25 protein-coding genes and 1 pseudogene are annotated in these 15,779 nt (G+C 58.4%); 15 read left to right on the forward strand and 11 right to left on the reverse strand.

Features of this window, described 5'->3' with window-relative positions:
- Positions 1–292 precede the first annotated feature (292 nt).
- Positions 293–733 carry a hypothetical protein gene (locus CK489_RS02755; protein WP_095731228.1) on the forward strand — a complete coding sequence of 147 codons (441 nt, stop codon included), beginning with the start codon at positions 293–295 and terminating at the stop codon, positions 731–733.
- A gap of 554 nt (positions 734–1,287) precedes the next feature.
- Here CK489_RS02755 and CK489_RS40530 read toward each other — a convergent pair.
- Positions 1,288–1,503, reverse strand: a complete 216-nt coding sequence (locus tag CK489_RS40530) for a hypothetical protein (RefSeq protein WP_143278081.1) — start codon at positions 1,501–1,503, stop codon at positions 1,288–1,290.
- Between the two features lie 307 nt (positions 1,504–1,810).
- Here CK489_RS40530 and hspD (CK489_RS02760) point away from each other — a divergent pair, with 307 nt between their 5' ends.
- From hspD (CK489_RS02760) to CK489_RS02805, 9 genes are all read left to right on the forward strand, one after another.
- Positions 1,811–2,266, forward strand: a complete 456-nt coding sequence (gene hspD, locus CK489_RS02760) for a small heat shock protein HspD (protein WP_095731229.1) — start codon at positions 1,811–1,813, stop codon at positions 2,264–2,266.
- A 76-nt stretch (positions 2,267–2,342) separates the two neighbouring features.
- Complete coding sequence (locus CK489_RS02765; protein WP_094193607.1) at positions 2,343–2,657, forward strand: hypothetical protein; 315 nt, start codon at positions 2,343–2,345, stop codon at positions 2,655–2,657.
- Between the two features lie 9 nt (positions 2,658–2,666).
- The gene (locus tag CK489_RS02770; RefSeq protein ID WP_095731230.1) at positions 2,667–2,981 is read left to right on the forward strand and encodes a hypothetical protein; all 315 of its coding nucleotides are present in this window, start codon (positions 2,667–2,669) and stop codon (positions 2,979–2,981) included.
- Positions 2,978–3,157: a hypothetical protein gene (locus CK489_RS02775; RefSeq protein ID WP_095731231.1), complete on the forward strand. Its 180-nt coding sequence runs from the start codon at positions 2,978–2,980 to the stop codon at positions 3,155–3,157. Before CK489_RS02770 ends, CK489_RS02775 begins: the two co-directional genes overlap by 4 nt.
- Positions 3,158–4,108: 951 nt before the next feature.
- Positions 4,109–4,291: a hypothetical protein gene (locus tag CK489_RS02785; protein WP_095731233.1), complete on the forward strand. Its 183-nt coding sequence runs from the start codon at positions 4,109–4,111 to the stop codon at positions 4,289–4,291.
- Positions 4,288–4,479, forward strand: a complete 192-nt coding sequence (locus tag CK489_RS02790) for a hypothetical protein (protein WP_095731234.1) — start codon at positions 4,288–4,290, stop codon at positions 4,477–4,479. Before CK489_RS02785 ends, CK489_RS02790 begins: the two co-directional genes overlap by 4 nt.
- A gap of 378 nt (positions 4,480–4,857) precedes the next feature.
- The gene (locus CK489_RS02795; RefSeq protein ID WP_095731235.1) at positions 4,858–5,067 is read left to right on the forward strand and encodes a hypothetical protein; all 210 of its coding nucleotides are present in this window, start codon (positions 4,858–4,860) and stop codon (positions 5,065–5,067) included.
- A gap of 247 nt (positions 5,068–5,314) precedes the next feature.
- Positions 5,315–5,500 (forward strand): hypothetical protein, encoded by a 186-nt coding sequence (locus CK489_RS02800; protein ID WP_095731236.1) that lies wholly within the window; start codon positions 5,315–5,317, stop codon positions 5,498–5,500.
- A gap of 42 nt (positions 5,501–5,542) precedes the next feature.
- Positions 5,543–5,722: a hypothetical protein gene (locus CK489_RS02805; RefSeq protein ID WP_143278082.1), complete on the forward strand. Its 180-nt coding sequence runs from the start codon at positions 5,543–5,545 to the stop codon at positions 5,720–5,722.
- Between the two features lie 480 nt (positions 5,723–6,202).
- Here CK489_RS02805 and rpoH read toward each other — a convergent pair whose 3' ends face one another.
- From rpoH to CK489_RS02840, 6 genes are all read right to left on the reverse strand, one after another.
- The gene (gene rpoH, locus CK489_RS02815) at positions 6,203–7,099 is read right to left on the reverse strand and encodes an RNA polymerase sigma factor RpoH (protein ID WP_095731239.1); all 897 of its coding nucleotides are present in this window, start codon (positions 7,097–7,099) and stop codon (positions 6,203–6,205) included.
- 81 nt (positions 7,100–7,180) lie between these two features.
- Positions 7,181–7,684: a hypothetical protein gene (locus CK489_RS40535; protein ID WP_143278083.1), complete on the reverse strand. Its 504-nt coding sequence runs from the start codon at positions 7,682–7,684 to the stop codon at positions 7,181–7,183.
- Between the two features lie 18 nt (positions 7,685–7,702).
- Positions 7,703–8,023 (reverse strand): hypothetical protein, encoded by a 321-nt coding sequence (locus CK489_RS02825; RefSeq protein ID WP_095731240.1) that lies wholly within the window; start codon positions 8,021–8,023, stop codon positions 7,703–7,705.
- 70 nt (positions 8,024–8,093) lie between these two features.
- Complete coding sequence (gene hspD, locus CK489_RS02830) at positions 8,094–8,549, reverse strand: small heat shock protein HspD (RefSeq protein ID WP_095731241.1); 456 nt, start codon at positions 8,547–8,549, stop codon at positions 8,094–8,096.
- Between the two features lie 460 nt (positions 8,550–9,009).
- Positions 9,010–9,450 (reverse strand): hypothetical protein, encoded by a 441-nt coding sequence (locus CK489_RS42750; RefSeq protein ID WP_349626912.1) that lies wholly within the window; start codon positions 9,448–9,450, stop codon positions 9,010–9,012.
- A 38-nt stretch (positions 9,451–9,488) separates the two neighbouring features.
- Positions 9,489–10,001, reverse strand: a complete 513-nt coding sequence (locus CK489_RS02840; RefSeq protein WP_095731242.1) for a lipocalin-like domain-containing protein — start codon at positions 9,999–10,001, stop codon at positions 9,489–9,491.
- A 906-nt stretch (positions 10,002–10,907) separates the two neighbouring features.
- Between CK489_RS02840 and CK489_RS02850 the strand changes: the two genes are divergently transcribed.
- A complete protein-coding gene (locus tag CK489_RS02850) occupies positions 10,908–11,141 on the forward strand; it encodes a hypothetical protein (protein ID WP_094193643.1) in 234 nt (77 codons plus the stop codon).
- A gap of 134 nt (positions 11,142–11,275) precedes the next feature.
- On the opposite strand, the gene CK489_RS02855 is transcribed toward CK489_RS02850, so the two are convergent.
- From CK489_RS02855 to CK489_RS02865, 3 genes are all read right to left on the reverse strand, one after another.
- Positions 11,276–11,464 carry a DUF2934 domain-containing protein gene (locus tag CK489_RS02855; RefSeq protein ID WP_095731244.1) on the reverse strand — a complete coding sequence of 63 codons (189 nt, stop codon included), beginning with the start codon at positions 11,462–11,464 and terminating at the stop codon, positions 11,276–11,278.
- Entirely contained in the window at positions 11,461–11,670 is a 210-nt protein-coding gene (locus CK489_RS02860) for a hypothetical protein (protein WP_095731245.1), read from the reverse strand. Before CK489_RS02860 ends, CK489_RS02855 begins: the two co-directional genes overlap by 4 nt.
- Positions 11,671–11,769: 99 nt before the next feature.
- On the reverse strand, positions 11,770–11,970 hold the full coding sequence (locus tag CK489_RS02865) for a hypothetical protein (RefSeq protein WP_095731246.1): 201 nt from the start codon (positions 11,968–11,970) through the stop codon (positions 11,770–11,772).
- Positions 11,971–12,008: 38 nt separating this feature from the next.
- On the opposite strand from CK489_RS02865, the gene CK489_RS42850 reads away from it, so the two are divergent.
- From CK489_RS42850 to CK489_RS02885, 4 genes and pseudogenes are all read left to right on the forward strand, one after another.
- Positions 12,009–12,398, forward strand: coding sequence for a hypothetical protein (locus CK489_RS42850; RefSeq protein WP_502694097.1), 390 nt, complete (start codon positions 12,009–12,011; stop codon positions 12,396–12,398).
- Positions 12,399–13,197: 799 nt separating this feature from the next.
- Positions 13,198–13,784 (forward strand): annotated as a pseudogene (locus CK489_RS02880) (Lrp/AsnC family transcriptional regulator).
- Positions 13,785–14,254: 470 nt separating this feature from the next.
- Positions 14,255–14,485 carry a DUF6894 family protein gene (locus CK489_RS40540; protein WP_128089404.1) on the forward strand — a complete coding sequence of 77 codons (231 nt, stop codon included), beginning with the start codon at positions 14,255–14,257 and terminating at the stop codon, positions 14,483–14,485.
- Positions 14,486–14,490: 5 nt separating this feature from the next.
- Positions 14,491–14,868 (forward strand): BLUF domain-containing protein, encoded by a 378-nt coding sequence (locus tag CK489_RS02885; RefSeq protein WP_095731248.1) that lies wholly within the window; start codon positions 14,491–14,493, stop codon positions 14,866–14,868.
- A 276-nt stretch (positions 14,869–15,144) separates the two neighbouring features.
- Here CK489_RS02885 and CK489_RS02890 read toward each other — a convergent pair whose 3' ends face one another.
- Entirely contained in the window at positions 15,145–15,570 is a 426-nt protein-coding gene (locus CK489_RS02890; RefSeq protein WP_095731249.1) for a DUF3775 domain-containing protein, read from the reverse strand.
- Positions 15,571–15,779: the final 209 nt, after the last annotated feature.

Genomic DNA, 15,779 nt, shown 5'->3' on the forward strand with positions numbered 1-15,779 from the left:
GTCGGCCGGGCTTCCGGAAATCGGATAGATCGCTCCGTGTCATGTCGCGATTCCGGACTGATGGTGTGCATTGACGACGCAATTTCCCGAGCCATGAGGTTTATGGGAGAATATTCACATCTCTGCAGCGTTGTTGCCGAGCGTCGATGAGATGATGGCCATGTTGCCCCAGTCCTGCGCGACGGCGGCGCCTGCCACCGAGGCCAGCAAGCATCCGAGCAACGCACAACTCATACACTGACAATAAAACTAAGCCGCTGAACTCTGTTGCTGGCTGTCTGCTTTCGCATCAGTGGCGCAGGAGTTCGTTCCTGCTCGGGAACGGCATGCATTCCTTAGCTCGGATTGCAACTTCCTCTGGCGCGTATTTGCCGGGTTCGAGAAACCGACTAAGTTGCATGTACATTCCCAGCCATTTGCCGGTGAAGAGATAGCAACCATCTTCGGCGCTCCAGCAGAGTCGTTCGGCAACAAGGTCACGGTCGTCGAAGTACTTGCAGACGACACAAAGACGACGCAGACCTCGATTGCGCGGGCCAGGGCGCGTCAGGCGATAACCTTGATACTCGCTTCCTTTCCGGAAGGTCGGACTGCCGAGGTTCTGGTTATCAGCTTGACGTCAGAGCAGGGAAGACGCTCGAAGAACTCGATCTTCAGTACGGAGATGTCCACAAAATCAGCTGACCGGATAACGCCGCTGCGTGACGTGGGATTTAAGCTGTTGAACAGCTGATTGGGTTCCGCTCTCACCTGGCGGGCGACAATCCGACCTATCTTTCAGGATGCGAGCGCGCCTGCGAATCCGGCATCATCTTCCACTGGAAGTCATCTCCGATTAATCTGCCGGTCCATGTCAAGAGCTTTATCGGCTTGCCCCTCGCGCAGCTGCGATTCGACGGATTGCCCATCACTCGATGATGATCGGAGCCGCGATGTGCGACGGGCCAAAAGCAGACAAAGTGATCCAGTCAAGGATGCGTTGCTCTAGAAGTGCGCAAATTCGATCCGTTCGCGGACACGATTGGATGTCTTTCGCTTCTCAACCCAGATTGACCGCGGCAGCGCCCCTGTTCCGATCGACAATCGAATTCGATCGTCTCTTCGGCTTGGCAGAAAACAGATCAGCGGGCCACCGTTGGTTCACGGTCCCTTTGCCTCCGTTTGGCTCCCAGCGGACGTCTCCGCGGCCGGTCCGCTTTCACTGCTAAGGCAGATTACGTCATGAGGCTTCGCTGACAGCGGCATCGGAGCTGACGGTGACTGCTTGCCGCCCTGCATCGGCCAGCATCAGGCCGACAGCTCTGAAGCTCGACGGGCCCGCCGCCGACGCGAAGGCTTTGGTCCTCGTAGATGCTTGATGGCTTCGACCGCTATCGCGTTTTCATCCCCTCTTCTGCCCTTAACAAATTCGACTACCCGCTGTCTGGCAGCAGCTTCTTCCTCAGGGGTAAGGCTAATCATCAACCCATAAGTGCGGATGACCCGCTCGACGATGTTTTCCACGTGAACTCTCCCGAAAACCGCCTAACGCAGCCAGAAAACCATTGTTCCCTTACCGAAGAGCGGCACTTGCGGACGGCCAGCCCGTTTCCGACTGGCTCCGCCAACTCCTCGGCCCGGCTCAACAGCCCTATTTTCCGCTAGTCGAATTTTCTTTGCACCGCCCCTTGACACTGCCAAATCCCAATCTAATTCGTTGCTCGTCGGTCCATCATGGTCCGATATCCTGGGCGCCAATCGGGTCCAGGACAGGGGCACCGGTCGTGTCCGGTGCTTCTCATACCCATCTTGCTCTTTGGAGGATTTGGCTATGCGCACGTACGATTTCTCTCCTCTCTTCCGGTCGACAATCGGGTTCGATCGCCTCTTCGACCTCGCCGAAACAGCCCAGCGGGCCACCGAAGACAACTACCCTCCCTACAACATCGAACGACTTTCCGAAGACCGCTACCAGATCGCGCTTGCGGTCGCAGGCTTCTCGCCGGACGAAATCTCAGTAACCGCTGAGCAGAACGTGCTTACGATCGAAGGCAACAAGGTCGAAAAAGCTGAACGCGACTACCTGTATCAAGGTATCTCGACCCGTCGATTCCGGCGGCAGTTCAGCTTGGCTGACCATGTGCTGGTGAAGAATGCCACCTTCGACAACGGCCTGCTCAAGATCGAGCTCGCGCGCGAAATTCCGGAGGCGATGAAACCGCGTCGGATCGCAATCAACGCGACGCAGCCGAGCCGCCCTCACCAGCTCGAATCCGCCGCGGCCTGACACGCGCGAAGCCGCGTCCGCATTCGCCGCACGCGGCTTCAACCACAGCAATTTTCGTCTTGGAACGGAGGCAAACATGCGGCCGACGACCGCCAATGTCTTTTCGCTGAATGTATCTCACCGCAACGAGGCGCAATTCAATCATCCCCTCGATGTCCTGGCAGACCTGTCTATGACCAAGGAGGAAAAGCGCGCACTCCTGGCGTCCTGGGCATCTGATGCCGCCGCGGTCCCATCCTGTCCGGGCTTACGGGCGCCTGCGGATTTAAGATCACCAGTCAAGATCGACGTCATTCTCGACGCCCTTTGTCGTCTTGACAACGATCCCCACCATCCGCCGGGAGGCAAGCCCTATCGTCTTCGGTCAACCTTTCGGCCTCTGGCAGCCTAGGAGGGTGACATGGACGACATCAACCTTCCGAAACACATCGTGGACAGAATCGAGGCCCGCTGGTGTGCTCGGCGGCCCTCGACAACAAAAAGGCGCGAGATCGTGGATCGCCAACTCGAACAACTGCGGGCACGTCGCAACAACGTCCGACGTTATCGGTGGCTGCTCAGCACAAAGCTAAACGACCTTGAGCGCAACTTCATCGAACGACGTCTCTCCGAGGAATCCTCGGCGATAGAAAATCTGGTTGCTGAGATTCCCCTTCTCGTTCGTCAGCAGCCGCTGCTCGACGCCGGCATCGAACCAGAAGGTGCCTCACCATGAGCACGACGCAGTTTCTGATTCATGGAAGCGAGAAGATAATCGGCCACTATCGGTTTTTGCTCGACACGGCGAAAACGGAGCAGGAGCGGAAGGAGTTTGCGGAAAGGATCGAAGAGGAGAAGCGCAACCTGGAACGGCTGCTTGCCGAGTTCGCTCAGCCAGCGCAAGCGGCCTGATCGGTTATCATCCCACGCGAACATGGATGGCGAGGGTCAGACCATGAGAACGCCGATATCGGCAAGGGACCTGGAGTTGGTCGCTTTACGCGAGATTCGCAGCTTTCCCGGCGGCGAACATGTGTGCCACGTGGAGGTCGTTCAGGCCAATCCGGATTGGAAACTTCATGCCACAGTCAGGGACGGCGCCGATCTCGAGCGAATCCAGCACGCCACGGGAGCCACGGAGTTCAGATTGAAGCATCGGTATCAATTGCGAACCGACTGGTGAGCGAACCACGGCGCAGGCCTCTTCGGTTAAGCCCGTAGTTTTACGGAGATGCCATGGCACAAATTGCACATATTCTCGACGCCTGTCAGCGGTATTCTGAAGCGCCCACATCTCGGAGTTGAGCCATGGCAGCGAGCTCCTTAAAAACTTCTGCATCGTCCTTTTTGGACTGAGCCCCTTCGTAATCATCGGCATAGCGATGCTTGCGCAGTAAGCACGACCTGGCTCGCACGCGCCACACGAGCCGGTAGAAGGCCCAGCAACTGCCCCTAGGCCCCCATAGGTTGCTGGGGCCGCTCGCCTCCAGGACGTTGCATGTGCGAGAAATGCATTGAGTTGGATAAGGACATTGCGCGGTACACGGAGCTTTCCGGACGCACCTCGGATCAACTTGCCCTGGATGTCATTGCAGCCCTGTTGGGCAAGCTCCAGTCAAGAAAATCGAAACTGCACCCGGAAAGGCCAGACCGGGAGATAGCAAAATAAGAGGGCTCCGTTCGAGATGCACATCATCGTGCAAATCACGGTATTCGTACTGAGAAATGCTTCCACGCCTGAGCATTGGGGGCTCTGGGTGTTAACTATGAGCTCAGCCGAAGTCTTGACAGCAACAGCGCGCATTCTACGTCTTGTGGACACTTACATCGCAGGACCGATATTCCACCTTCAGAGTGACGATAATGACCGATGAGCAAACGGTGCGCCTCCGAGCGCGCGACGACAATATTGGCCGCTACCGCCGACTTCTCCAAACCCAGATATCGGATGTCGAGCAGATTTATATTCAAAGCCGCTTTGCCGAAGAACGGAAGGCATTCACGGCGGTGGGCTCGATCACCATCGCTACAAGAGCTACCCAATGAGTGATTTGACAGCACTTCCGCTTGATGAAGTCATTCGGCTTCGATGGGTATTGCGGGACATTCGAGCCAAGCGGTTTACCCTTAGCCCGGTTAGCTCGTCTGACATGGAGACCCTGCGCGATATGGGCTATGTCGAAGTTGTAGGCGAGTTGCCGGTACTGACACCCAAGGGTCAGGAGCAAATCTAGTTGCAGCATTTGCAGCGTCGGAATGAGCCTATGTTACTGCGAGAGGCCAAGCTTTGCTCGTTTTCGACACTCCCGACCAGGGGGCTTCCGATCAGCGACGCTGAGGCCCTCTCAATTCTGATCATCTCCGGCGACCGAGCCACCTGTGGATACCACTAGCCAGTCATAATCTGGATTGACGTCGCCCTAGCAAGCTTCACGGCGAACCGAGGCGACGAGGTCGTATATTGAGGAACTAATCGCATCGGCCGGCGTTACGCGGGTTCGGAGCATTTCGCGGGGGAGCGCAGTGAAACCCGAGCGCCTGCTTCAGTTCGCCATCTTTGGGCTGTTCGTTTTTTCGGCCGTCCTGGCGTCTCTGTTGGTCTTGAGTCCGCAATGAACTTAAAGCATCCGTCGATCGTCCTTAGCGTGTCGAGTCCCACCGCTGTTTCACGCGGCGGCAGCATCATCGTGCTCGAGGGCACGGCCGAGGACGACGCCATGAATGTGGCCGCTAAGATTGCTCAGGAAACCGGGCGCTCCGTCACGGTGCGCGGTGTAGATATGCGCGTGCTCGCCACGATATCGGCACCTTCGATCAATTGAACTCGTAAGGACAGAAGCCGACCCCAACTTGCACTGAGGGCGAGCTATGGCGGTTTGACTGGGCTGGGGTCGGACCACTGCCGCCCGGCCCCGGCCAAGGATCTCGCGCGCCGCGATAGACGCTTCGGCCATCAATAGGGTGCTGATGGCGAGGATTGCCCCGGCCACTTGCGCTCCTGTAACCTCTAGGAATGAACGATTTCCTACGCCTCTCCGATATAGCGGGCGACAAGCTCGGGGACCGCTCATGAACGACCCCACAGCCGAGGCAGCCCGCCTGATGAAGGTCGCCGAGGCGATCGTGTACGAAATGGACCGTCAGGGAGTTGCCGACGCCGTTGCTGATCTCGGGTTCAACGTGATGGAGCTCGCCAAGGTGGCTATCCGCGCGGCAGAGGGAGATGTGATCCCGTTTCGAAAGCCGCAACCCTGATACACCTTTTCCTCCCCCATGCCGTAGCCAGCGCCCATGCACATGACCGAAGCTGACACCGCCAGACTGATGAGGGTGACCGAGGCGATCGTCCGTGAGCTGGACCGCCAAGGCATCGCTCATACGCTGGTCAATCTCAAGTTCGATGCCCTAGAATTGGCCAAAGTTGCGATCCGCGCAGCCGATGGTGTCGTGGTCCCGTTTCGAAAGCCGCTGCCCTGATGAACCTCGTCCTCTCCGCAGTCATAGCAAGGACCTACAACTTGGCAGAGGCTGGTCGGCGCCGCTCACGCGTCTGACCGAACCGCCTGTCGTTTGATGCGTCTTTGCGCGCCGGTGGTGCCCGCGCTCGGCTTTCAGTCCTTGCAGATTCCAGCGAGTTGACGCGCGCGCTCAGCGCACCGAGTTGGTCAGATATTAGCTTTCGCTCACCCTGCTCGGCGGTAACCTTCTGCTGAATGTTACCGATGAGCTGCCTAGCTTTTTGGTCGGCTTCAATCCCCTGCACCGCCTGTTGTACGACGCTGAAGTCTGCTTCTCCGCAAGGGCGGATCCGTTGGAGGTGCGACGGCCGCTCGCTAAATGCCGCGATATGTCGCGCCGCGCAGATGGCTCCGGCCGCGGCCATGCTATTCGCGGTCATTAGACAAAGAATGAATTGCGTTACCATCGTACGGTCAAGCGGCTGAGCCGAAAGTGTGGTTACCGTTCCTTCGATCCATCTGGACCTTTCAGACAGGCTCCTCCTGCCAGCATCGCGGACTGCACCTTTTCAAATGACCGTTGCTCGATTTGGCGGACACGCTCGCGCGATATTCCGTACTTTAAAGCAAGCGCTTCGAGCTTCAGGGGATCTTCACTCAAATAGCGTGCCGTGAAGATGTGCCTTTCACGGGGGCTTAGCTTCTCAATGGCTGCTGTTAAAGCTTCGCGCCGTAGAGCCAGTTCCTGGTTCTCGGCCAACGTCACGTCATGAGTGGGCGACGGATCAACCAGCCGTTCAAGGGCATCGCCGACGTCTCCGGCATCGTGACGTAAATTCAGGGACAGGTCGCCACGCAGGCGACGGTCCATATTCACGACTACACGTTCGGGTACCTTGAGGTGAGTGGCGATCGCCTTGACCTGTTCCGGCCTCAGATCCCCCTCCTCCAAGGCGGAGATCGCACCCTTCGATTGCCTCAGTTTGAAGAATAACTTCTTCTGAGCAGCGTCCGCCGTGATCTTCACCAGCGACCAAGAGCGAAGAACAAAATCCTGGATCGTTGCCTTGATCCACCACGTGGCATAAGTGGAAAGACGGATCCCCCGCTCCGGATCGAATCGTCGTACGGCCTGCATCAGGCCGACATTGCCCTCGGAAATGATATCGGCAATGGGTAGCCCATAACCTCGATATCTCATGGCAATTTTCGCAACGAGACGCAGATGGCTTGTCACAAGGCGATAAGCCGCTTCACGTTGCCCGTGGTTTCGCAATCGGCGGCCAAGGGTGGTCTCTTCATCCTGAGTGAGGATGGGAAATTTTCTAATCTGCGCCAAATAGTTGGTCAGCCCGTTGCCGAGCAACGGCAATTTCTGAGAAACAGTTTGAGACATTTCCCCTCGCAGTGCTGAAAGATATTTCCACCCCTGCCGCGCTCTCGTCGGAGTCGCGGCAGAGCAACAATAAGGATCGATCTACGGGGCGGGACTATCGTTCGCCTCATGGCTGCCAAAACGTCGGCCTTTTTGGTTGGAGCGATCGATCTTCCGATGCGAACCCAACTCCAGAAGGCGTAAGGCGTCCACGATGTCGTCGAAACTCACAGCGCCATCGATTGTCTGGTTCGATTCTGGATCGTCTTTCACTGCGCAAGCATCCGCGGCCCAGGACGACAGAATGGCCCGTTTCTCGTACGATGTAAGGTCGCAGTCATCCACAACGTCCATTGGATGACCGAAAGCCTCGGCTGAATGTAGCAGCCCGGCCATCTCCAAGTTCGTTGTCCGGCGATCCATCTGCAGCGAGAGGCGATCGGGAAACGTCTCGTGCAAAAGAGCCTCCACGGAACGCTGCTCTTCGCTTATTCGACGTGCGATATAGGTTCGCTCCAGGTCCGAGAGCCGCGTCGCGAGCAGCCTGCGGTAGCGCCGAATATTTGCGCGATGGGCACGCAGGCGTTCGAGATTTCCCTCGATCATAATTCGTTTCCTTCCGGCTCACGCGGCCAAGGCACGTTCGGTTGAGCGCAACCGACAAGGTTTTCCACCCGGAGGATTTCGGGGGCCGCCGTCGAGTTCGCACAGCGCCTCGAGGATTTCGCCGATCGATACGGGCTTGTTCAGTCCAGCGGGCGAGCGGAGCGACGGGCACGACGCTATCGCCGATGCGTCGGACGCCCAGGCTGCCAGAATTGCCCGCTTCTCGGCCGTCGTCAGGCCAGCGTGGCACACGACATCCCGGGGACTTTCGAAAGCGGAGCCGGGATGCAAGAGCACGTTGAAGTCAAACACGTTGTCGTCAGCGGTCGTCGGCCGCATGGTAACCTCCCTTGCATTGACGACGAGCGGCAGCCGCGCGAAGCCTCGCGCGGCGCCGCTCGGAGCCCGCTCAGGCTGCCTTGGCTTCCAATTTCTGGACGTTGTCGGTCGACACGCCACTGATTGCGATACGGCGCGGCTTCATGGCTTCCGGGATTTCCCGGACCAGCTCGATCTTGAGCAAGCCATTGTCGAATGCGGCGCTCTTGACCTGAACGTAGTCCGCCAGGCTGAACTGCCGCCTGAAGCTGCGGGTGGAGATGCCGCGATAGAGGAATTCGCGCTCGGCCTTCTCCGACTTGCTGCCCTCAACGGTGACCACGTTCTGTTCGGCCGTGATCGCGATCTCGTTGGGCGCAAAACCCGCGACCGCCAACGAAATCTGGTAGCGGTCCTCAGTCAGTCGTTCAATATTGTAGGGCGGATAGTTGTCCTCGCCGGCCCGTTGGGCCATTTCCGCAAGGTCAAAAAGGCGGTCGAAGCCAACGGTCGAACGCCAGAGGGGCGAGAAATCATAAGTGCGCATAGCCAAATCCTCCAAAGAGCAAGATGGTTACGAGCGGCACCGGACACTTCCGGTGCCCGTCTCTACGGCCTGAACCCATGGGGCGCCCAGGCACCACCGTCCGGTGGTGACGGAAAAATTAGCAAAGTCGTTTTTGGTTTCAAGAGGGGATCCCAAAATTTTTAGGGCTTGGTCCCCGCTGACGTCCGCCTCCAGCGAGTACTAAGCGACTTATGCGCCCGAGCCCGCAATTCGGACAGCGAGGTTGAGCCACAGCCTCGCTGCCCTCGAGAGCCAGGGCTGAAGGCTGCATTCCCGGCTCATCCACTCAATCGAATCCAGATAGGGATGGACGGAAGCGGTGGTAGTTCGCGCGCTCGGGCATCTACTTTGAGGGACTCTCCAGGTTCTAGGCAACCGCCGGGAGCAGCATTGCCGCAAAAGCGAAGACGCCCGTTCGCAATCTCGTTGTTCATAGCCTTCACCTCCATGTCGGGACGGAGAACGAAGGCGTATCCAACTCGCAGTTCAACCACCTCGATGCGGCCGATCGAGAGAAACTGCAACCGAGGGAGCCGAGTGAGGAAGTGGGACTACTCATGGGGCAATATTCAGGGATCAGGAGGCCTTCGACGAGGCTCTCCAGCACGTTGCGAAGCGCGGCAGTCGCCTCGTCAGCCGGCACGCCTTCGGGCGGCTGTTGCCTGGCCAGATCGACGGCGCGATCGCGGGCGTGCGGGTCGCCTCGGTCCTTGGCCCCGTGCTCCTCGCATTCGTGGATGGCGCCCACCTCCTGCAGCACGTTGATAACCCAGCCTCGCACCGTTCGGATCGCTTTCGGTCGCTCTTTCGTCATCAGCACCGAGATCACTTCTGCCTGGATGAATCTTTCCGCCGCCCGCTCGTTCCGGGCGATTTGCACGCATTAGGGATTCCAGTGGGGAGGGCTCGGCGGCGGGCTTACTTTGCCCGCTTGAACACGAACCCCAACGTAATGCCGGCCGGGGTGCGCGGGTTCGTGAATTTCAATTCATCGTCGCTGATCGAGGTTATTACCCGTCGTTGATTTGGTGCTCCGACGAGATTGGGGAACGAGCTCGTCTCGATGTTGACGTGGATCGTCTTGGTGTTTTCATCCAGAGTGTACGTGCCGGTATATGCGATGACACCCGACGCGATGGCCATGGCCTCCTCCGGCGAGGGGCGCGCGGAGTCGCCCGATAAATACTTCGGAGCGTCAGAGCGCACGGTAATAAAATGAAAACGCCCTTCGGCAGTATAGGTGACGGCGCCTTGCAGCTTTGGCCGCTCTACGGCGCTACCATCCTCGCGCGTGGCGGTGCTCGATGCGTATATCCAGGTGCCTACCACCTGATCCTTGAGAGTCTTGCCTTGGCAAATTCCGTCCTTCGGGAATCCTACGATCGAAATTGTCGCCGCCGCGAAGAGGCCGAGTGTATGCCGCCTGTTCATGAGACGCTCCCGCTTCCTGACAATGCCGGCAGCTTACGTGGCGCAGCGATCTCCAGCAACGGTCCGGAAGCGACGCGACCGTAGGCCTCAGCTTGCGGTGCGTCGCCCTTCTCGCCTGCGGTGCTACGACGGCGTGACGATTGGCGACTCGGTCGCCGGAATGGTGTGGGACGACGAGCCTGACGCTGTCCTTGGCGACAACCGTGCGATGTTCTTGCGTGCCCTCAAGGCGATGCCGAGGGGAAGGACGCTCGCGCTGCGAAGGCGCTCCTCTCTCCACAGAGTCTCCGCGATTCGATCGTGGCCTTTCTGAGGTGCGCCGTCGAAAGTGCGACCGAGAAAGGGTCCGCACGGGGCTGCCTTTGATTTGCGTCGCGCCGCTCGTGGACGACGCTGAAGTCCGGAAGTTCCTGCAAAGCGCCGCCGCAGGCGGCGCGGCGCTAGTGGAAGGCCGATTCCGGGACGCGATCGCCGCCGGAGAAATTCCGTCAGACTTTCCTGTAGCCGTGCGCGCGAGCCAGACCTGGGCCGCGGTCTGACCATGCGGCGCAGATGGGTTTCTCGCGCAAGGAGCAGGTCAAGACGCCGAGGAAGCGGCCGACTTGGTGCTCCTTCCGCGGCGTGGCAATCCAGAACCGTGATGCCGATGGCGATAAGGTCGAACCGAACAACCGACCAATTGGCATCTAGCCTCCCCAGCCAATTGCAGGTGCCCTTCTCGCAAGGGAACCGGCCTTCAGCGTGCTCGCATGGTCTATGACTGATAACGATACTATAGCCCAAAGCCGAAGATTGCCGACAGGCCCGCTCCTCAGAAGTTAGAGATCCAAGCTTATGGCCTGCGGCTGCAGCAGCCGCTAGATTGAAGACGATAGCAACCAGCGTCGGGCCTCCGAATTGGAAGGCATGGCAGAGTCGTTCGGCAACAAGTTCACGGTCGTCGAAGTGTTTGCAGACGACACAAGGACGACGCAAATTTGGATTGCGCGGGCCAAGCCCCGTCAGGCGATCACGTTGATACTCGCTTCTGTTCCGGAAGGTTGGACCGCAGAAGTTCTGGACATCAGCGTGACGTCAGAGCAGCAGAAAATGCTCGAAGAACTCGATCTTCAGCCTGGAGATGTGCACAAGATCAGCTGAGCGGATAAAGCCGCTGAGTGATTTGGGCTGGGTTCGAGTCTTTCGGGGTGAAGTCGTAAAGCGCCAAGCCGTTAATGCCTGCTCGGTAGTTCGCCGTTGACCAGATGCGGATGGCTTTCGCACACCAGCCGAGACTATGGCAAATGGGGCCGTTGGGGTTGATCACAGCGTGTCGGTGTCCGCAGCGGCGAGGACTTATCCTCGTTCAATAGCTCCTGCTCGGCCAAGCACCAAAACTCTTCGTCCCGCCCTTCCGGTTTTCCCGCCTTCTCCCACAGCTCGTAAGCGCGGGCGGCAACGGCCTCATCGACCTCCTTGTTCATGCGGCCTCTCGTCTGGTCGCCCGGTAGACGTCGATGGCGCGGTTCGCCAGCATGAGCTTGCGTCGCTCACCAGTGAGCGCCATTCGGCCAACGGCGCTCACAAGAAACTGGCTGGTCTCGTAGCCATCGATGATCTCGCCAGAGCGTTCGAGGAAATCCCAAGCGATCTGGACAGATTCTTCGACCAGGATATGTAGTTCACTCATGAATAGACAACGTGGCTTGAGGTGCGCCGTTCCTAAAGCAAAAGGCCCCCGCCGGATACGGGGGCCCCTAGGACTTGGAGGAAGGAGATGCCTCGAGCCCTATTTCGGCGACTGTAGCCCCGATGAACTCATCCACTCGTCGAGGTGGGCTGCGGTGTCAGCCTGCCGGGCCTTCTTCACGAGCTGGTCTCGTTCTTCACCTGCCGGCATCTGGCTAGCTTGTTCGCGGCTATCCGCCGCGAACTTCCTGAGCCGTTCCTGGAGGGTTTCTGTTTGTTTGAAACGACGCCGCTTCTTCATGGAGCTGCTCCCTGTTGGTGTGGGGCGGGAGCGCTGTGATGGGCGATCTCATCACCGGTGGTTGCCTTGGATCTCACGGTGGTGGATCGAACGTAAGGTCGGAACACGATATTTTCCACAACCTAAGTTACTTTCTTGAAATCGCCTTGAACGAACTGGCGCGGAGCAATCCTTCCGACGTGATGTCGCGGTATTCGATTTCCACTGAAAAAACAGGCTCGACCCACGTTGCTTTCGGTTTCCTGAGTGACTTACTCAATTTGCTCTTTGGGCCAACTACGCTGTCTAATCCTTTGCGGATGCTTGCCAAGGTCATCCGATTCCAGCCCGTGCCGACCTTACCATGTAGACCGGACCCTTGCCTCTCTGCTTGCCGAGCTAAAGCGCCGCGAGACCGGACGGGTCTTTTTGTGCTGAACGGGCTTTAATTTTGAGCCATGCCTCGTTGCGGTCGGACCGGTATAGCGCATCCGTCTTCTTCGAGACGATCCCCTCCTAGTTGAGCTTGGGCAGCCATTAGGTCATGTTCACCAATCCGATGGCCTTGGCCGAGAACTTCGTCGAGGCTGGTCGCGACTAACGGACGATGCGCCCGACGCGTGCGCCGCCGGCATGGAGATAGTCCGCCGCGACACCGTGGCGCGGGCAAAGCTTAAGGACCTTCTCCCGGTCTTCGATGAAGGGTGGCGCGACGGCCTATGGAAGGATCTCGCGCTCCCGCCGAAGCCGAGGGCTGGGCGAAGGTCCACCGGCCATCAAAGATGGCGAAGCTTGGCGCTCGCCGCGCGCGTCCGAGGCTCTTCGGCCGGCCTCCAGCCTCGGCCAAACCAAGCGAGACAGTTCGGTAAAAAACGTCAGTTGGCCTCAATCCGTCATCGAAATCCAAATTAACCAAATTGTTCCCGGCGTCTCGTGGTCTGCGTTGGATGTGGGCCCCGACGTTTGCCAGCAGCGTCAAAGTCATTTTGCGTGGGATTAGCAAGTCGCGTTCTCTCCTACACCGTTGTCCGGAGTGAACATGAGCTACGTCATCTCGCTGCAATCACGCTTCGCCAGAACAGGCACGCGGATGGTTCCAGCGCCCACGGCGGCCACAGACAGGGCCCGAATGATAGCCAAGGCGGCCATCGGGACGACATTTACGAGATCGTTCTGTTCGGACCTCACGGCTGAGAACTCTGCGTAAGCGCTGGTCCCTAGCTTCCACCGACACAAGGGTATCAGATAATGACCGACGCTGCGTCGCAGCTCGCTGAGACCGGCCGCCGGCTCGATGCCATCGACCGCCAGATCCTGACGGTCCTTCAGGAAGACGCCTCGCTCTCGGTGGCCGAGATCGGCAACGGGGTCGGCCTGTCATCCACGCCGTGCTGAAGCGCATCCAGTGGCTCGAGGCCGACTGCGTGATCCTGCAACGCATTGCGCTGGTCGATCAGAACAAGATCGGCCTCGGCCTTTCGGTGTTCGTCTCGGTCGAAAGTTCCGATCACTCCGACGCCTGGCTGAAGCGTTTCGCCGCTGCCGTCAGCGCCATGCCCGAGGTGATGGAATTCTACCGGATAGCCGGCGACGTCGACTACATGCTGCGCGTCGTCCTTCCGGACATGCCGAGCTATGACGTCTTCTACAAGAGGCTGATCCACGCCGTCCCGCTCTAGAATGTCGCCTCGCGCTTTGCAATGGAGAAGATCAAATCCATCACGGCTCTGCCGGTGCCGCCGTCAGCGGACCAGGGCGGTAGTGGGAAGCGACTCCCCCGCAAGCGTAATGGCTGGGCGAACTACAGCACGGTGCCATTGCGCACGCGTGCATAATGCCTACCGGTTGTCCCACTTGTTCGTCGCAGTACCTGATTCTACGATGAGATTGCTGCAGACCTACTCGAGTGGGAGTCCGGGATCTAAATTAGGACGAAGGCGGAAGGAGACTATTTCCAAACGCGCCAAACGATTTCGTGGCGATGGGGCTGCTTATCCAGCGCATTCAGCAACTTAGCTGCTGTGGGGCGGGAGGGACCGAACAAAAGCGCAATACCGCGTCGCGACAATCACTTTGGACGGCCATGGACGATCCGACGCGAGAACATCGGCCGGCGACCCGCGGCTGCGTGTTGCCTTATCCGTTTGCACAAGACCAAGACCCTGAGCGGATAATCGCATTGCACCGGGCGTCCAATGCCACTGCGGTTGCGGCGTCTTCGGCTCGGAGTTTCCCATCCTACCCGGATGTTCACTTTTGAACCAATCCGCTCTTCCGTCTGTTGACTCATGAATGGAGAGCCCCAATGTCCCGTTACTACTTTCATCAGCATGTGCGCGGCGAAAAGACTGAAGATGAGCGTGGGGAACTATTCCCGTCAAACGCAGCGGCATGTCATCGAGCCAAACAGCGTATGCCGGCCGCCCTGAAACGAGCTGCGGTGCGTTCCCGCAATACCTATGTCGCCACCGAGGTAACGGACGGCAAGCACACCCTATTTATAGTGAGGGGAACAGTCATCGTTGAACAGCGGTAAGACCGATGTTCGCAACGTGGCTCTACGTCAGCTCCAGTTTGCTAACGCAGAATGCTGACGCCGAGATCGCCAATATTCGAAGTATCGCGGAAGCTCGAAATTCTGAACTTCGGCTGACGGGTGTTTTGCTGTTTTCCGGACGCCACTTTGCTCAGTTTCTTGAAGGCACAGAGGCTAATCTACATATCATGAAGACTTCGATTTGTCGCGATCATAGGCATACGGGCATTGTGACGCTGCCAACAGACCCTGTCGAAAAAAGAAGGTACGGGCGTTGGGCATTGGCTTATTCGGGCTGGGCCACCCATATTGACAGGGTCCTTTCTGACGCCCTGCGCAAAAATGACGCGCGAAAATTACTGCGCTACATGGACGAGTTGTAGCGAAGCGTCACTGAACTCGATGTTCCATGCCGCGGTGCATGAGTCCGGAAATGGCCCATCTCCGACGTCAAGCTCAAGCGAATTGTCCGCTTCGCGCCGAGAAGGGCCCTAGTCTTCGATAATCGGACGCAATCGACCCTCACCTCTGAGTGAGCGGCTTCAGAACGGCAATACGGCTTCTGAGCTCGCCCAATTGAGCTTCCACGTTCTTGAACGAAACCAATATGTTCAACCGAGTGATCGCGATCACCCTCTATTTGGGTTTTCGAATTCTTATCAGGGCGCGGGCGCCTCATCGACCCATGATATCCCGAACTTGTCGAGGCCCTCGGCCAAGAGATCGCCCAACAGCGGCTCCCCGAGCAGGTAACGGACGGTTTCCCACCGCGGATTGCGGTATCCGCTCCGCCTCTCGGCTGCCTGGCTACGCAGATCATCCCACTCGTTGATCGTGCCATCGTCACGTCCAAGCCACATCAACGCGACAAGGTCGATCTGTTCGTCCTCGTTCAACGCCCTAATGAAGCTCGCCACCTCGGCAGCGACAGAATCGCTGCCGTCGTCCTGCAATACGTCGACTTCAGCATCGTCAATAGGATTCGATCCAGAGTCCTCGTCGGCCGGCAGATCCTTGACATCAAACTCATGCGCTTTTTCGATCAGAAAGCCGACCTTATCGCGTGAAACGGTTAGCTCGGGCATCGCTTGCTCCTTTGTTGCGGGAGTTTCGATCAACGCGCCGGACCGCAGGATGATCCATTGTGGTCAAGAACGTGCGCCGCACGATCCAACCACCTACTACGGTCAACCGAGAAGGATGCACGGATTATCCCTCGCCAGAACAGGACCGCAGCAATGCCAAAGGCCTGTGCCGATATGCATTGGAGGTGACGTTCAGAGCGGATGGGGTG

The organism is Bradyrhizobium sp. UFLA03-84 (assembly GCF_002289535.1).
GTDB lineage: Bacteria > Pseudomonadota > Alphaproteobacteria > Rhizobiales > Xanthobacteraceae > Bradyrhizobium > Bradyrhizobium viridifuturi.

Bases quoted from the DNA above. Each gene is read 5' to 3' on its own strand.
- CK489_RS02885 (WP_095731248.1), top strand. From the start codon at position 14,491: ATGTTCGCAACGTGGCTCTACGTCAGCTCCAGTTTGCTAACGCAGAAT.
- CK489_RS02825 (WP_095731240.1), bottom strand. From the start codon at position 8,023: ATGCGGCCGACGACCGCTGACGACAACGTGTTTGACTTCAACGTGCTC.
- CK489_RS02775 (WP_095731231.1), top strand. From the start codon at position 2,978: ATGAGCACGACGCAGTTTCTGATTCATGGAAGCGAGAAGATAATCGGC.
- CK489_RS02790 (WP_095731234.1), top strand. From the start codon at position 4,288: ATGAGTGATTTGACAGCACTTCCGCTTGATGAAGTCATTCGGCTTCGA.
- CK489_RS02785 (WP_095731233.1), top strand. From the start codon at position 4,109: ATGACCGATGAGCAAACGGTGCGCCTCCGAGCGCGCGACGACAATATT.
- rpoH (WP_095731239.1), bottom strand. From the start codon at position 7,099: ATGTCTCAAACTGTTTCTCAGAAATTGCCGTTGCTCGGCAACGGGCTG.
- CK489_RS02805 (WP_143278082.1), top strand. From the start codon at position 5,543: ATGACCGAAGCTGACACCGCCAGACTGATGAGGGTGACCGAGGCGATC.
- hspD (WP_095731229.1), top strand. From the start codon at position 1,811: ATGCGCACGTACGATTTCTCTCCTCTCTTCCGGTCGACAATCGGGTTC.
- CK489_RS02840 (WP_095731242.1), bottom strand. From the start codon at position 10,001: ATGAACAGGCGGCATACACTCGGCCTCTTCGCGGCGGCGACAATTTCG.
- CK489_RS02860 (WP_095731245.1), bottom strand. From the start codon at position 11,670: ATGAGTGAACTACATATCCTGGTCGAAGAATCTGTCCAGATCGCTTGG.
- hspD (WP_095731241.1), bottom strand. From the start codon at position 8,549: ATGCGCACTTATGATTTCTCGCCCCTCTGGCGTTCGACCGTTGGCTTC.
- CK489_RS02765 (WP_094193607.1), top strand. From the start codon at position 2,343: ATGCGGCCGACGACCGCCAATGTCTTTTCGCTGAATGTATCTCACCGC.
- CK489_RS02800 (WP_095731236.1), top strand. From the start codon at position 5,315: ATGAACGACCCCACAGCCGAGGCAGCCCGCCTGATGAAGGTCGCCGAG.
- CK489_RS02850 (WP_094193643.1), top strand. From the start codon at position 10,908: ATGGCAGAGTCGTTCGGCAACAAGTTCACGGTCGTCGAAGTGTTTGCA.
- CK489_RS42850 (WP_502694097.1), top strand. From the start codon at position 12,009: ATGGGCGATCTCATCACCGGTGGTTGCCTTGGATCTCACGGTGGTGGA.
- CK489_RS02865 (WP_095731246.1), bottom strand. From the start codon at position 11,970: ATGAAGAAGCGGCGTCGTTTCAAACAAACAGAAACCCTCCAGGAACGG.
- CK489_RS40540 (WP_128089404.1), top strand. From the start codon at position 14,255: ATGTCCCGTTACTACTTTCATCAGCATGTGCGCGGCGAAAAGACTGAA.
- CK489_RS02890 (WP_095731249.1), bottom strand. From the start codon at position 15,570: ATGCCCGAGCTAACCGTTTCACGCGATAAGGTCGGCTTTCTGATCGAA.
- CK489_RS02795 (WP_095731235.1), top strand. From the start codon at position 4,858: ATGAACTTAAAGCATCCGTCGATCGTCCTTAGCGTGTCGAGTCCCACC.
- CK489_RS02770 (WP_095731230.1), top strand. From the start codon at position 2,667: ATGGACGACATCAACCTTCCGAAACACATCGTGGACAGAATCGAGGCC.
- CK489_RS40535 (WP_143278083.1), bottom strand. From the start codon at position 7,684: ATGATCGAGGGAAATCTCGAACGCCTGCGTGCCCATCGCGCAAATATT.
- CK489_RS02855 (WP_095731244.1), bottom strand. From the start codon at position 11,464: ATGAACAAGGAGGTCGATGAGGCCGTTGCCGCCCGCGCTTACGAGCTG.